At 64.1% G+C, this 14,901-nt stretch carries 15 protein-coding genes; all 15 read right to left on the reverse strand.

The features are described from left to right. Positions 1–139: 139 nt before the first annotated feature. Positions 140–664: a gamma-glutamylcyclotransferase family protein gene (locus LF599_RS08940; protein WP_279523048.1), complete on the reverse strand. Its 525-nt coding sequence runs from the start codon at positions 662–664 to the stop codon at positions 140–142. Then, the gene (locus tag LF599_RS08945) at positions 661–1,458 is read right to left on the reverse strand and encodes a glucosamine 6-phosphate synthetase (protein ID WP_011367004.1); all 798 of its coding nucleotides are present in this window, start codon (positions 1,456–1,458) and stop codon (positions 661–663) included. Before LF599_RS08945 ends, LF599_RS08940 begins: the two co-directional genes overlap by 4 nt. Further along, positions 1,443–1,964, reverse strand: coding sequence for a DUF5049 domain-containing protein (locus tag LF599_RS08950; RefSeq protein WP_011367003.1), 522 nt, complete (start codon positions 1,962–1,964; stop codon positions 1,443–1,445). Before LF599_RS08950 ends, LF599_RS08945 begins: the two co-directional genes overlap by 16 nt. Before the next feature lie 11 nt (positions 1,965–1,975). Then, positions 1,976–2,932: an amidoligase family protein gene (locus LF599_RS08955; protein WP_028588142.1), complete on the reverse strand. Its 957-nt coding sequence runs from the start codon at positions 2,930–2,932 to the stop codon at positions 1,976–1,978. Positions 2,933–3,177: 245 nt separating this feature from the next. Continuing rightward, entirely contained in the window at positions 3,178–3,435 is a 258-nt protein-coding gene (locus tag LF599_RS08960) for a hypothetical protein (RefSeq protein WP_028588143.1), read from the reverse strand. Between the two features lie 12 nt (positions 3,436–3,447). Beyond that, positions 3,448–6,996, reverse strand: a complete 3,549-nt coding sequence (locus LF599_RS08965; protein WP_279523049.1) for a DUF4815 domain-containing protein — start codon at positions 6,994–6,996, stop codon at positions 3,448–3,450. Between the two features lie 15 nt (positions 6,997–7,011). Beyond that, the gene (locus LF599_RS08970; protein WP_269943311.1) at positions 7,012–7,545 is read right to left on the reverse strand and encodes a hypothetical protein; all 534 of its coding nucleotides are present in this window, start codon (positions 7,543–7,545) and stop codon (positions 7,012–7,014) included. A gap of 12 nt (positions 7,546–7,557) precedes the next feature. Then, a complete protein-coding gene (locus LF599_RS08975; RefSeq protein WP_269943312.1) occupies positions 7,558–8,061 on the reverse strand; it encodes a hypothetical protein in 504 nt (167 codons plus the stop codon). Positions 8,062–8,071: 10 nt separating this feature from the next. Beyond that, positions 8,072–8,665 carry a hypothetical protein gene (locus LF599_RS08980; RefSeq protein ID WP_269941971.1) on the reverse strand — a complete coding sequence of 198 codons (594 nt, stop codon included), beginning with the start codon at positions 8,663–8,665 and terminating at the stop codon, positions 8,072–8,074. 10 nt (positions 8,666–8,675) lie between these two features. Beyond that, a complete protein-coding gene (locus LF599_RS08985; protein ID WP_279523050.1) occupies positions 8,676–10,250 on the reverse strand; it encodes a phage tail protein in 1,575 nt (524 codons plus the stop codon). Next, a complete protein-coding gene (locus LF599_RS08990; RefSeq protein WP_279523051.1) occupies positions 10,250–11,659 on the reverse strand; it encodes a baseplate J/gp47 family protein in 1,410 nt (469 codons plus the stop codon). Before LF599_RS08990 ends, LF599_RS08985 begins: the two co-directional genes overlap by 1 nt. 99 nt (positions 11,660–11,758) lie before the next feature. Beyond that, a complete protein-coding gene (locus LF599_RS08995) occupies positions 11,759–12,676 on the reverse strand; it encodes a GPW/gp25 family protein (protein ID WP_279523052.1) in 918 nt (305 codons plus the stop codon). Then, positions 12,676–13,566, reverse strand: a complete 891-nt coding sequence (locus LF599_RS09000; RefSeq protein WP_279523053.1) for a hypothetical protein — start codon at positions 13,564–13,566, stop codon at positions 12,676–12,678. The genes LF599_RS08995 and LF599_RS09000 overlap by 1 nt, the downstream gene beginning before the upstream one ends. 12 nt (positions 13,567–13,578) lie before the next feature. Then, on the reverse strand, positions 13,579–14,589 hold the full coding sequence (locus tag LF599_RS09005) for a hypothetical protein (RefSeq protein ID WP_279523054.1): 1,011 nt from the start codon (positions 14,587–14,589) through the stop codon (positions 13,579–13,581). Further along, on the reverse strand, positions 14,586–14,894 hold the full coding sequence (locus LF599_RS09010) for a hypothetical protein (protein ID WP_011366989.1): 309 nt from the start codon (positions 14,892–14,894) through the stop codon (positions 14,586–14,588). The genes LF599_RS09005 and LF599_RS09010 overlap by 4 nt, the downstream gene beginning before the upstream one ends. Between the last annotated feature and the right edge of the window lie 7 nt (positions 14,895–14,901).

Here is a 14,901-nt window from a genome sequence, read left to right on the forward strand (position 1 = left end):
TGGTTGTTTGCCACGTCCGCCAGAGGCGAAACGGGAGAGACTGGACGCACCTCTCCCAGGTTAAAAAACTTCATCAATATACAAAGGCACTATGTGCTATGTCAAACGATCTTTACCGATTTGAACCGATTATTTTCTATCACGCTCGATGCCAGACGCCGGAGTCAAGCCGGGTGCCGTTTTCAACACGGGGCATCCAATAGGTCCAAGCGGGGACCGAAGTGCGCCCACACAGCACCGCCACCATCACCCGCTGGTACATGCTGTGCCCCCCGGGCCGGAAGCCTTCCAGCCGGTCGATGGGCGGCAGGTCGCGTTGCGGGTCGGTGAAGGTCACCAGCTCTCCGTGGATCAGATTCCAGTCGCCGGTCGGGCGGCCGAAGCACGGCGTGCCGATCTCCTGCTGTCTGCGGGCGTCGGCCAATGGATCAACACTGCCCCGGGCCAGGATCAGGCCTTCCGGCACCTCGATGGCCGGGAACCCGGCGTGGAGATGGTAGAGCCTGCCCCAGACCACGGCTGGTTCGATGCTGCGGGCCTGGGCGCAGAAGCGCTGATGGTTCCAATAGCCCCGTTTCAGGGTGCCGTAGACGAAGAGCCGGAGGATGGTCTCGGGACTGTCTTCCGGATTTGTGTTCAGCTTTGATGGTTCTCCAATGTTCATGCATTCACTCCTTCGGGCAGTGTCCCTTTGCGCTCCTGGGGTATGAAGCGGAATTCGCTGTTTTCGATGGCCCGCACATCCTTGTGGCGGATGGTGAGCATGGTCATGGGCGGCACCTCCAGCTCGCGCCAGCCCGGATCAAAGTCCACGGCAAAGTCGATGAAGGCTGGCTCCGAGGCGTAGAGCACCACCCGGTGCTGGCGGTGGATGCGCAGGCAGAGCGGTTTGTTGCCCTTGAGCACGGTGATGGTGCCGGGGTCGAGCCGCGAGGCCAGCACGGCGCTCATCTGGCCGCGACAGAGGGCGAGCGCCTTCTTCAGGCCCTCCTGGTCGATGGGGCCTTCGGGCGCGAAGCGGTCGGCCAGGCGGAAGATCAGCTCGCTGTCCACTTCGGCGAAGCGCGGCAGCCCGAGACGGCGGAACAGATAATCGGCGTTGTAGATGGTGCCGTTGTGGGTACCGATGACGATCCCGGCCCGGATGGGATGGTTGTTGCGGTTGTTGAACTCGTTGCCCCGGGTGCGCCAGCGGGTGTGGCCCATGAGGATGGTGGTCTCGTTGTCGACCTGCCCGAGCAGCTCCTGGAACGGCTTCTCGTAGACCAGTTCGTGCGCCCGCATCGGCCGCTTGAAGATCCGGTGGCTGCCGTCGATCTTGAGCCAGGCCAGACCGGAGGCGTGCGGGCCGCGCTCCTCGCTGTGCAGCAGCATGCGGATGAAGACCTCGCGCAGGTAATCCTGCTCGTCCGGCCGTCTGCGCTTGCGGCCGAAGATGATGCCTACTTGTCCGCACATGGAGCCGGGTCCTCCTTGCCGCCGAAGTTCTTGCCGAGCGGTCTTGTCCCATCGAGGACGAAGGCCGCGTACTCGCGCCGGTGGCCCGTCAGCCACTCGGCCACCTCTGGGTAGCCCATCTCGGCGGTCAGCCGGGTCACCTCCAGGTGGTCGAGCATGTTGGTGCGCCCGGAGAGCCGCACCGTTTCCAGGGCTTCGAGGAATCGTTCCGGCCAGGGATCGCTGGCCTTGTCGTCGGGCAGGAACTCGATCAGGCCGTGCCGCGCCAGGCGGGTGAGAAACTCGGCGGCCGCAGCGGCGGCGTCCTCCGGCAACGGCTGGGTCGGACCGCCTTCGATGCCGGAGAGCACCTCGGTCATGTAGTCCCGGGGCGCTCGGCTGGCGGTAAACGGCGTCTGGCCGCGCATCAGTTCGACAACTTCGAGGCAGTCGGCGGCCTGCAGGGTTTCCCCGCTGCCGGGGATCGGTTCGCCGGAAAGCCGGGTGGAGCGGATCAGAATTTTCATGGAGCCCCTCCTTAAACAGTGAGGCCGGGAACTTGCCCGGCCTCGTTGGTGTGAGTGGTGGTTTCGTCCGGAAGGACCTCCTCCGGTTTAGGCCGTCCGTTCTTGAAGGCGGCGTCGCCGGGCATGTTGGCCATCAGATGCTTGCGGGCGGTCTTAAACTCGTCGCCGATCAGGCCGAGGTGGAGCAGGAAGACTCGAAAGTCGTACTTGGCGCTCTGGGGATCGAAGTCCCGCTTGCGGCTGGAGGCGGCCCGACCGTTGAGCGCCTTGGCGGCGACGGCGAGGCAGAACTGCAGGTAGGCCTTGATCCGTCCCGCGTGGAGGGTCGCCTCGAACCAGCGGAACTCCACCGTGCCCCGGTACCAGATGTTGTGCAGGTTGACCCCGTGGTAGCGGCTGTTGTCGTAGTGCTGGGGCTGGCGGTTGTGATAGCCGTACCAGATGCGGTTGAGCTGGTCCTTGGTGCGGGGGCGATGCTGTTCGATGCGCTGGATCAGCTCGTCGCTCACCGGCCGGGTGTAGCGGTTGAGCCGGTCGCGGCTGATGCCGAGGGCGTGGAGGATCAGCGGCTCCTGCTTGTAGATGATCTTGGCCAGGTTACCCAGGTGCCTGCCGTCGAAGGGCGCGGCGTCGATATGGATGTGGATGCCGCACTGGCTGTTGATCTTGCCTCCGGCGCGGCGGATGGCCCGGACCGCCTCCTGCAGTTGCGGGATGTCGTCGTAGCCGAGCACCGGGCTGACCACCTCGGCCCGCAGATGGGCCGGGACGCTGGTCAGGGAGGCGTCCCCCACCACCTTCCAGACGCGGCCGCGCAGGTCCTCGACCTCCCAGGGGTCATAGCTGCTGGGGATGCCGACATGGCGGACCGTGCCGCCCACCACCGAGTGGATGGCCCAGGCGATCTGTTCCCGGGTGCGTTTTACGGTCTCGATCTCGATCCCGTAGTGGATCTCTTTCAGGTTCATGCGTGCCTCCGTCGTTCGTGGCGCTTCTAAGTCGTTGTCAGGCAAGGCTTTTTAGCCTCCGCTTACACCATGAATGCTTCTTTCCGGACACAAATCAAGTAGAAGAACAGCCGAAGCCGACATTTAACACGTTTATTTTCAATGACTTGCGAACTAGGCCGGATTGGGCGGCGCACAGGCGGCAGAAACCCCGGAACGGGCTGGCCGTATCCGGGGTTTCTGGGTTGGCGGTGGCAGTGAGCCGGTCAGCCGGAGGCGGTATCAGCGGTGATCAGGCTGGCGTGCAGCTCGAGGTTGCGCGACTCGTCGGCCCGCATCCGCGCCAGCAGCGCCGTGAAGGCCTCCGCTTCGTCGGCCGGGAGCTTTGATGCCCGTTCCAGCCGCGCCAGGCGCTGGTGCAGGTTTTCGAGCAGGCCCAGGGCATGGTCGCGGATCAGCCCGTCGCGCTTCTCCTGCGGCGAGGGAATGAACTCGGTCAGGCCGCCTTTGCGTCGAACGATCATGGCCGTGCCTCCTTAGCTCAGGGTCGCGCCCAGCGAATGGATGCGCGGGTAGATCAGCGGCGTGCCGGTCATCTCGGCTTTGTAGCGCACCTTGTTGCCGGTGTTGTCGGTGAAGGTGCGCACCAGGGTGTACTCGGTCCAGTTCTCGTCGATGGGCCGGGTGTCCTGGATGGTCATCGCCTCCCAGGTCAGGCCGCCGTCGTTGCTGGCGAACCACTGCAGGGTGGTGCCACTGGGGATCTGCATCTGCACATAGGCTTTGGTCGATTCCACACCCTGGGTCAGCTCGTTCTCGCGGGTCAGGTAGGCCCCGGTGGTCTTGTTGAGGTAGCCCACCAGGTTGACGTCGCGAAAGTTGATGGCCGGAGTGTCGTTGGAAAGCGAGCTGCTCAGGCGCACGCGGATCTGGACCCGGGTGGCGAGGTTGGGCAGCCGTTCCTCCTCGGCGGGAACCATGGCGTCCCAGGTCACGCCGCCGTCGGTGGAGTATTCCCAGTCGAGACCGGTACCCTGGGGGATGGCCGAGTATTCGTCGAGGTTGATGTCGGAGAACTGCACGCCGGTGATCGGCTGAAAGCGAATCATCCCCTCGGACTGGAAGTTGTAGCCGTAGATCTTCATCGCCAGGTCGGAGCCGTTGAGCGGCGTCCAGGTCTCGGCGTTGGAGCTCTCCAGCAGCACGCCTTCCATGTAGGTCTGCCGGGTGATGATGCCCCAGCGGCCCATCTTGCCGAGGGTGGCGGTGCGCACCTTGTAATTGGTGCTGTTGGTCAGCAGCACCACGGAATAGCTGGTGTTGGCCTCGGCGTAGAACGGGTCGTCGAAGCGAATGCGGGTCTCGCCGCTCAGGCTGATCTCGTTCGGGGCCAGCACTTTCTCGGCGAACACCACGCCGTTGGGCAGACCGGTGGTGACGCCGCGAATCTGCACCGTGACCGGAATGCTCGGGTCCCTGGCGGTGAACTGCAGTCCGATGCTGGAAATCACCTGGTTTTGGGTGAAGCTGAAAGTCTGGGCCAGCGGATCGCGGGGCACGAAGATGGTCTGGGTGCGCCAGACCACCTGCACCACGGGCACGCGGATGATGCGGTTCTCGATGATGCGCTCGATGCGGGTGATGACCAGCGGATCGTTGATCTGCAGGCTGGCCCGGGCCGAGTAGACGCCGTCGGCCATCTCCACGATGCGGTTGCCGTTGCGGGCGTTGGTCGGGATGGTGAAGGAGGCGCTGACCCGACCGGCCTCGTCGCTGATCAGGTTGCTGGCCATCACCTGGCCGTCGCAGCGCAGTACGATGCCGGATTTGCTCGGGGTGAAGTTGATGCCGGTGACGGCGATGCCGGTCTGGCCGCGCCGCCCGAGGTTGGGCGTGATCTGCAGCATGGCCGGGGGCTTGTCGAACACGGCATAGGGGTTGATGTTGCGCTCCTCGGACCAGTCGTTCTGCTCCACCAGCACGGTCTCGTTGCCCGGCAACAGCGCCAGGCTGCCGAAGAAGGTAGCAACGCTGCCCGCCTGATCGACCGAGAGCACCGTGGAGTGCGGAATACGGTCCGGCGCGACGAACCGGGCGATCTCGTTGACTCGGGCGTCCCATTCGGCGTGGTAGATGTCTGACTGGGCGGTGTTCGAGAAGTCGTCCGAGTAGATGCCTTTCTTGGTCTGGGCGTCCCGGTTCTGCAGCTCGTTGTTCATCTGGTACTGGGCGTCGTTGTACTTCAGGTCCTCGACGTCTTGGATGATGTCGTGGATCTGGTCCATGGTGATGCGGGTCAGGCCGAAGTTGCGGATCTCCATGTCGGTGGAGTTGGGCGGGCAGTCGATGCTGCACAGCCCCAGGGCGTTTTCCGGCACGATGGGCAGCTTCGGAAAATCCGCCGGAGCCCCTTCCAGCCGTTTGATCTCGGTGGTGGTGGCGTAAACGATGTCGCGGCGGCCGAGGTAATAGTCGTAGTCCAGGCTGCAGTTGGAGCCGTTCACCGGCTGATCGCCGAGGCTGCCGCGCCCGAAATTGATCACGTTGAGGTTACCCAGCTCGAGCTGCACTGGCGACATGGTGAGCCCGGCGGTGTTGGTGGCCGGAGGCGAAACGGTGCCGATCTCCTCGACGCCGTCGTCGACGTAGGATAGCGCCTCGCTGCCCAGTTCCATCAGGCGCTTGTAGTCGGTGCGTGCGCCGTTGGTGGCGGCCCGGTAGACGCGATAGCCAGTCGCGCCGCTGACCGGCAGCCAGGAGAGCTTGTTCATCTCCCCGGCGGCGGTTGCCCGGGCGATGACCGCAGCGGCGTTGAAGGCCGTCTCGCCGGTGGCGTTGTAGGCAGTCACCAGATAGAAGTAGTTTCCGGCCGCCGGATGGTTGGCCTGCCCGAACCAGCCGCTGTCCACGTAGTCGGTGCCCTTGACCATCTGCTTGGTGTAGGTCCAGCGCACCGTGTAGGTGGTGCCGATGGCCGGTTCGTTGCCGGAGCCGAGCCAGTCGACATGGTTGCCCGACTGTTGCCAGTCCACGCCCTCCTGGAAGATGGTCGCCCCTTGGCTGACCTCGAGGATGTCCACCACGGGATTGGGGTCGAGCAGGTCTTCGCCGCCGCCCACCGAGCCGCGAGTGACGTTGCGGGTAATCTCGACGATGGCCTCCACCTGGGTCGTCTCCTTGAGCGGCGTGGAGTTGACCGGATAGCGGTGCTTGTTGATGTCGAAGGTCTTCTGCTCCCCGCGCACCGACTTGGTGGCGATGGATTTGGGCACCAGGGTCGAAGTGGGCAGATCGCGCTGATGCCGGAAGCCCTGGATGTAGGCGCGTCCGGCGTTGGTGATCGCCTCCACGCTGTCGTCGTCGACGCCGCCGATGAAGGTGTCGAAGCCCCGCACCAGATAGCTTCCGGCCTGGTCGAAGGTGCGTTCGGCCAGATTCTGAATCAGGGAATTGAGCCCTTCGGCGGCGGCGAAGGAGAGCTGGTCCTCGGTGATCGAGGAGACGGTGATCCGGCTGCCCGGCAGCGTGCCCAGCAGATCCCGCAGGTAGAGGTTGGACTTCTCCTGCACCGTGGGCGTGACGTCGCCGCTCTCCCGGTCGAACTTGTAGATCGGGATCACCCGGCGCTCGGCCACGTTGTTGGGCAGCGTCTGGCCGCTGGTGTCCGTCGCCTTGAGGGAGAGCGCCCATTTTTCCCGCTCGGCGGTGGGCTCGCCGGTGGCCGGATTGATCAGGGCCGGGTCCTGGGTGTAGCCGTAGTTGTACTTCAGCAGCTCCACATAGACGTAATCGGCTCCGCTGGTGGTGGCCGGATCATAGGTCAGGGTCGCGCCGCTCACCTGTTCGAGATGGCCGTCGATGTAGACCACGCCCGGGGCCAGGGTCAGGACGTTGGCGGCCGCGCTGACCTCGAGGCCCATGATGATGGAGCCTTCCTTGAACAGGATGTCGGCGATCTTGCGCCGCTCCAGGTTGATGATGTCCTGCTGCTCGTTGAGTTCGGAATCCAGCAGGTCGCGATCCTGATGGTAGCGGATGCGCTTGTAGTTCTTGGTCGGGTCGAATGTCTCGCGTGAGATGCTCATGTTTGAATCCTCCAGTTAGATCTTGATGATCCCGACCAGCTCCACGCGGGTGTCGGAAATCTTGTTGAAGTCGGGAATGTTCTTCACCTCGTACAGGTAGCCCGGGTGCACCACCTCACCGGTCGGGTTGGTGTCCTGATGGAACACGCCGCCCATGGCGAGATCCCCGGTGACGCTTTGCACGTACTGCACGTCGCCGCCGAAGAAGCCGTATTCGCGGATGGTGATGCCGTTGGCCTCGGCCTCGTCGAAGCGGAAGAAGACACCGATGGTGTTGGTCTCCTCGCCGGTTTCGAGATAGCGCACGCCGTTGACCAGCAGCGCCCCTTCAGCGTCCTCCTTGAGGAAGGTCCGCTTGTAGTAGCGCTTGCGGGCGCGTTCGTTTCTGAGCCCGGTCTGGCCGATATCCGGCGCGGGTGGATTCTGCGGGTCGTTGAAGCTGGCATCCCCGTCGCCGATGGCGCAGTGGGTGATGCCGTCCACGGCCTGGCCGAGGAGGAGTTTGGCCGTCAGTATCCGGCCGGTTTTGACGATGAGTCCCAGTGCCATTGCTGTTCTCCTTTAAGTCTGAATTTCGTGGTCTTGATCGATGAGCACCGCGAACAGGATCTGGCGCGTGTCGGCCAGCAGCCCGGCCGGGATCGCGATGCGCTGAACGGTGTCGGATAGACTGATGTGTGCGCCGGATGTCCGGACGCTGGTGTCGATGCTCCGCAGCCAGGGGCGCGTCACCCGCACCGCCGCGTCGGCATCGACGCCCAGACGGCCATGGACGACGAGCCACAGGTCGGCGCTCCGGTTCAGGCGGTTGTGGACTGCCTGGCCGGTGGCGAGCAGCCTGGTGATTTCGGCAAACACGACAGCCTGAATCCGCGCCAGCACATTGACGGGCTGATGAATACGGCACGCCGCATCCACCTCAGCTTCGAAAGCGCAAACCACCCGGTTGGCGGTATCCGTATCCACCAGGATTGAGCCCAGGAGCACTTGACGTGTGTCCAGGTCGCTTGCCCAAGGCCGGGTCACCCTTGCGGAAATATCGATATCAATCGTGATGCCAGCCATCTATGCGCCTTTAGAGAATCGGGTTTTCCGTGCCGGTCAGGCGCAGCTTGATGTCGAGTTTGTTTTGCACTGGGGTGCCCGGGAGCACGGTGCAGCGCCGCCAGAAAGACAACGTCTGCTGAAATGCCTTATCACCGAGGTTGAGCGGTGCGCCCTGGGTGGCGGTATCGAGTTCGGTTTGGGTCAGGGCCAGGCGGTACCAGACCGATTCGTCGGTGCCGGTCTCATCGATGGGATCGAGCACCAGCCCGGTGTAGTCGTAGCCGGAATAGACGGTCGTCCCTGCGTCGTGCGCGGCCGGAGCGGTGTTGGCAACGCCTCGCTGCACGGTGAGATTGACGGTGCCGCAGCCGCTTTCGACGAGCATCTGCTCGCCGTCGATGATGATGAGTTCGCCGTCGTCAAAGCGCGGTTCGGCCAGGACGATGGAGGTCTGCGCCGCGTCAATGGCCGTAAGGAGGCTCGTCTGCTCGTTGGCGACGTAGAGCTGCCGATCCTTGATGTCGCCGTCGGTGCCGTTGTAGCTCTCGGCCTCGGGGCGGCTGAAATCCCCCTCGGAAATCTGCTGAGTCAGCGCTTCGTCAAGATAGAGGTGAATCGCCATGGGTTCTCCTTCAGGTGGGCCACTGGGTGGCGCGATAATTATTGGTGGCGGCCTCGAACCCGGCCTGCGTGGGCGCGTGCAGGTCCTGCTGACGGAACAGCCAACGGTAGGACGGCCGCGACCAGCGGAATCCGGCCTGGTTGAGGCGCATGCGGCTGACGCGCATCGGGCGGGTCCGATCCACGGAGAGGCGCAGGCCGGTGGTGTTGAGCGGGCTCGCGCCCAGCTTCATGGTCTCTACCCGATGGCGCTGGAGAGAACCTGTGTCCACGTAGATCTCAAGCGAGGCCCGTTCGCCGGTCAGATTCGCATTGCTCAGATACCGGGTGTTCAGGGTGTTCGCGTTGAGCCGGAACACAGGCCCTCTCCGCCGCCATCGGTCGATCCGGTCGACGGCCAGGGTGACGTCCGCGTCGCAGCCAGCGGTGGAGGCGAGCAGCAGATTGCTGATGCCGCCCTGGTTGGTGGTGAGATCGAGACCTTCGTTGAGCCTGGCGCGGCCAAGCTGGAAACAGAGGCGGTGCCGGGATTCCAGGGGCAGGCGCAGGTCGTACTTGGCTTCCGCCCGTTCGACCGGTTCCGCCAGCGTGTCGAAGAAGAAATCCTTCTGCCGGAAGCAGTAGCGCAGCGCGGTCTCGCCATGGGTCAGCGGCTTGCGGTTGAGATGGCTCTCGCCCAGCCCGAAGCCGCTTTCCAGCACATCCCCTTCGAAGTCGCGGCCGGTGTAGATGGGCGTGCAGAAGGAAACCCGATCTTCGCCGACGCGGGTGTGCGGCAACCGCCAGTCGTTGAGGGCCTTGTGGTTCAGACGCATCCGGTTCTGGCGGCCGTGAAAACGGGAGACCTTCACGGCGGCCCGGTCGATCTCCGGAATCATCTCCGTGGTGCTGGTGAGCTGCAGCAGCTCCCAGGCCCTCTGCTTGTTGGTCAGGTGACGACAGGAACCGAGCGAGGAACGTCCGAGGACGAAGGTTTCGTCGAGGAACGCCAGCACGATCCGGCGCACGGCGTTGGCATGCCCGAAGTCGAGCATCGCGCCGCCTTCGATCCATTCGAGCAGGAACTGGAGCCAGAAACAGCGCGTGCCCGCCGGGTGGTGAAACACCAGGGCGTCGCGCAGCCCCTCAGTTTGGTTGAGACACAGCACGCGAAACACGCCGAGGCTGAACACCAGCCCGGGCAGCTTGGCTTTGCTGAGTCTGGAGCGGGCATTGAGACGCAGAGCCGAGCGGAAGGTCTCCTGCAGTTCCCCCTGCCAACCGAGCGCGTTGAAGTCGCGTTCGATGGCCGGAATGGTGCCCTTGCGGCGATAGATTTCGACCGCCTCCCGCACGCGGCGGCGCTGGCAGTCCGGCGAACAGGTGCCGTCCACTTCGAGGCCGACCAGTCTCGCCAGCAGCGGCAGGAAGCGCTCGTCGCAGTGATCGACGTCGAAAATGGTCGGGAAGTCGTCGATGGCCTGCTTGAGCTCGTCGAGCGTTCCGGCGGGAAGGCTCAGAAAGGTGCGCAGGTCACCGGCCTCGTCGTTGTGCTCGTAAAGCGGCGGCAGCAGGCCGAGCAGATTGTCCTTGAACCAATCCGACATCAACCGGCCCTCCGCAGATCGAGGTTGACACTGCCGAGGACCGGGATTTCGCCGTGGCGCAGCTCGATGTCCTGCTGCGGTGCGTAGAGGTGCATGTGGCTGACGCCGCGCACGCCGTCGATCAGGGCCACCAGGTCGGAGAAGTGAATGGTCTGCCCGAAGGAGACCCGGTCGAAAGAAAAGAAATCGGTGAGCGCGGCTTCGATACGGCTGCGCACGTTTTCCAGTGGTTCACCGGGCCAGACGTAGACCTCGGCGTCGATGGAAACGGGGCGGTAGATCGGATCGAACAGATTGATCTCGACCGTGATGACCTTGCGGCGTTCGAGAAACTCGGCGAGGTCCCGCTTGAGCAGCGCCGAGGGCATTCCGCCGCCGTTGGGGGCGATGGCCAGTTGGACGTTGTAATAGCGGATGTTCTGGCAGGCATTGGTGTCGAGCACCTTGGCCTTGGCGACGCCGGGGTAACCTTCGGCGAGGGCCTGATAATCCTCCAGGGTGACGGCCTTCCAGAGACTGCGCAGCTCCGCCGGTGCCTGTCGGCGGGCGTGTTCGAGGGCTTCCCGCGAAGCGCCGCCGGTGGCGGGAACCGGGTTGGTGACGGTCAGGGAAACCTGGCCGCCGTCGAGGTAGACCGGGCTCAGCAGTTGGGTGATCCGGTTCGGACCGAGATTGCCCTGGTCCCCGATGGTCTGCAGATAGCTGACGGTGATGGCGCTTTCCTGAGCGGGTACAGCGCCGCTTTGCCCGTCGCCGAAAATCAGGGTGGAGATGTCGAGGGCGTCCAGGTCGGCCATGAAATGACGGCTGTCGGCCAGGCTGTCCTGGAAATGATCGACCTCGCTCCAGGCGTCGTCCCCCACCGTGACGGTGATGGTGCCCTGGGCGATGACGTCGCCGGTCAGGCGGATGCGCTGGAATGGCAGCCCCGTGGAAGTGAAGGTCTCGGTGCGACGCACGCCTTGACGGGCCGGGATGTCCACCGAGAGCACGCCTCGCGGGATCAGACCGTCCTCGACCGTCTCGAAATCCGCCTCGCCGTCATTCAGCAAGGCGCGGCAGGCCGTCCCCGCCGGAATGGTCAGATCCTTGCCGAGCGGGGCGGAGAGCCGAAAACGCAGCGTGGTGGTGGAGGCCACCGGCGAATCCAGCCGGTAGCCGATGAGTTTGCAGAGGTTGATGACGTTCTGGCGCTGGCGGGCCGTGGGCAGAAAGGCCTCCGCCGCCTGGGCGTCCAGGTAGTAGGCCAGCATGTCTCCCACGCCGCAGAACAGATCGAGCAGGACGACGCCGAGATCGGAGTGGTTGAAATCGGTCCAGCGGTCGGTGAGCTGCGGGATCTTCGCCAGCAGCTCCTGGCGGATCGATTCGTAATCCTTGTTGATGTATCCGATGCTTGCGCGGCCCATGGTCTCTCCGGTTTTCGGCGGTTATGCGAGAGCGCCTGATGCTCTCGCCACGCCGGTTACTTACCGGAAGGGACCTGGATGTGTCGGAGGCGGGATGCCTCAGAGCGGGCCGCGCAGTTGCCAGACGGGATTGGGCTGCCCGGAGGTGTTGTTGAGGTAGTGGGATTCCTTCTTGCCCTCGAAATAGAACAGGCCGATGCGACCAGACTCCGACGTGGTGATCCGGTGAACGGTGCCAGCGGCGTTGTCTTCCGCCTGGCTCTGGGTGTTGAAGCCCAGACCGCTCGCAGCCAGATAGAGGGCATGCTCGGCCTGGGGCGCTTCCGTTTCAGGCGCTCCCTCGAAGACCAGATAATGGCCGTGATTGTCACCCGGATCGCTAACGATCCATTTGCCGTTGCGGTCCTGAAAGGCTCCCTCGATGTAGGCGATCTCGTATTCTCCGGCTGGCCAGATGAAGGAATCGTCCGGATCGGGACTCATTTCGGCCGCGTCGAACCAGAACAGATTGAACAGCGAGCGCACGTCCGGTGACAGGCGCACGCTGCGCACCGGCGGCGGTTCCGGCTCGGGTTCCGGTTGGGGATAGCTGGGCGCGGGATTGTTCGGGTCTTCTCTGTAGAAGGGATAGACCAGGTTGCCGTCCACCTGGCTCTGGATCACCCGGTAGGCGATATGTACCAGCAGCAGGTTGCCGTCGATGTTCAGCGGCCGGTCGTCGAAGCGCACCTCCGTGATGATCACCCGCTTTTCCCAGCGCTTGATAGCGTCGATCACGTAATGACGCAGCAAGCCCTTGAGCACCTCGTCGTTCTGTTCGAACACCAGATCCTTCAGCCTGGAGCCGAACTCCGGATTCATGAACCGTTCGCCGATCCGGGTGCCGAGGATCTGCAGGATGCTTTCGCGGATGTGCTCGTGCTCCCGCGAGGTGGCGGTCGAGACCTGGGTGCCGCCGGATACCGACTGAAACCGGAACGGGTAACGCAGCCCCTTGCCGAGAAAGTCGTAGCTCATCAGGTACGCTCCTCGCAGTCGAGGCCGCACTGTCCCGAGCAGCCATTTTCCGGTGCGCCGTCGTCGATGGCTTCTCCCTGGAACCGGACCACCAGATCTAGACCGCTCTTGAGTCCCAGATGGATGGTTCCGTCCGCCTCGATCAGTCCGCCGTGGACGGACTGGCCGCACTGGAATCCCTTGGCTCCGCCGGAGAGCAGACGGACAGCGATGGTTTCGCCGATGCCCTCGATGCGGCCGATGCCGATGATGTCGATAGGACCGGACGGGTTGATCAGGGTGATGAACCGCTCCCGGTGATCGACGTCGAGGCGGATGCCCTCGGGCAGAACCACCGCGAAGCGTTCCGCGCCCATGGCGGTCGGATCGATCCCGGCAGGCAGTCCGCTGATACCGGCTGCCTCCTGGGTCGAACGCAGATAGGACTCGACCAGGGTGTAAAGGCGTCCCGGGGCGACCTCGACGGCCGTGCCGGGTCCGGGGGTGATGACCTGCTGTTCCCCGCCGTCGATGACGCAGATTCGCTGGTCGTCCGTGGTTCGCAGGATCATGCCGTCGGGCAAGGTGAAGAGCCGGTTGCCGTCCGGCAGATCCCGGGGTTCGGTGCCCGCAGGCAGTTCGACGAAGGGATAGAAATCGGGCTCCGGCTCGATCTGTACCTGGTCCAGATACTCCTGGGTCCTGGCCTGCTGGGCCTCAAGATAGGACTGGGCCTGGCCGCGCATCGCCTCAGAGGCGGCGTGACCGGCCTCCAGCAACGTGCGGATACCGGAAAGCTCCTCACGGATGCCGGACAGGTGATCGCAGAGCGCCCGCAGCACATACTGCTGTTCGCCGGAATCGGTCTGTTCGATGGTGGCCTGCAAGTCGGCGGGTTCTTCGGAAATCATGGACAACCTCCACTACATGCCGACGTTGGCGGGTTGGGATTGATAGCTCATGGCGTTGACCGGCGTCACTGTTCCGGTCGCGCCGTCGATTTCGAACACGGTCCAGACCGTACCCGGGGCGTTGGGAACGGTGAAGGTCTGCTCACGGCCATCGCTCAGGAACACTTTCACAGTGGCTCCGGACTGCGCCAGGCCGGTGCTCGGATTGGCGTTGCGGTTGGTGTAGTCGTGGACCGCGTAACGGTAGACGCCGGGGATGAGCCGATGGATGGTGATGGTCTCTGGCCCGTAGGAACTGGTGTCGTCCACGTCCAATTCCGCCGCCTCGTTTTCGATGGTGTGGGAATAGAACACATGGAAGCGACCGCCCGATGGCGTCGGTCCGGTGAGATGGGAATCGAGATCCCGGGGGTTGAGCCCCCACTGCAACACGATGCGGGCGACCTGGCCGTCGAGTTCGGGCGAGAGAACGATCTGGATGTCGCCGGAGGTGTTGGTGTCGGCGTTCACCCAGCCATGCCAGGCGATGTATCCCGGCGCGGTGACCTCCACGTAATAGAACCCCTCGGGCACGGTCAGCTCGAACCCGCCATAGGCGTTGGCGAAGGTCTGGAACGCCGCCGGGCCGGTTTCCGAGCGGCGGAATTCGATCAGCGCGTTGCCGACGCCGCTGGTGTTGAGGGCGTTGACCACAGTGCCGCTGAGGAAGACCGATGCTCCGCTGGCAAAGTCCGGGTGGTCGGCGAACCAGGACGGATCGCGGACCTCCACCAGAACATGGCGGAGGCTGTCCCGGGCCGAAGACCGCCAAACCATGAGCACGGCGTTGCCGATGGTCCAGCCGCAGCGAATGACGCCATCCTGCCCGATCTCCGCGACCTCCGGATTGCTGGAGGCAAAGACCGGGGCGTCCACGTCGCCGCGCAGGGAGAGCGGAACCCTTTGCTCGAACTCGCCAGCGGAGAGGCGGATGGAGCGAGGCTGAACCTCCCAGTGGTTATAGGCTGACGCGGTATCGGTCATGAAGGAACCTCCACCGGTGCGGAGACGCCGCCGCCATAGACCTCGACCTGGACGTGACGCAGGCTGAGCCGCTCGGCAGAATCCCAGACCAGGATCATGGCCGCCCCGGGAACGAAGCCGCACTCTACATTGCCGTCCTCATCGACACTGGCCACGTCGGGATTGGACGATTCGAACACCGGCGCTTCGGGTAGACCACGGATCGAGAGCGGAATGCGCTGGACGAATGGGGATCGCGAGACCCGGATCAGTTTCGGGAAAACATCCCAGTAGTGCGGTTCCTGCGGCTGTTCAAGATTGTTCATGGCGTCC

The organism is Pseudodesulfovibrio thermohalotolerans (assembly GCF_021353295.2).
Classification (GTDB): Bacteria; Desulfobacterota; Desulfovibrionia; order Desulfovibrionales; family Desulfovibrionaceae; genus Pseudodesulfovibrio; species Pseudodesulfovibrio thermohalotolerans.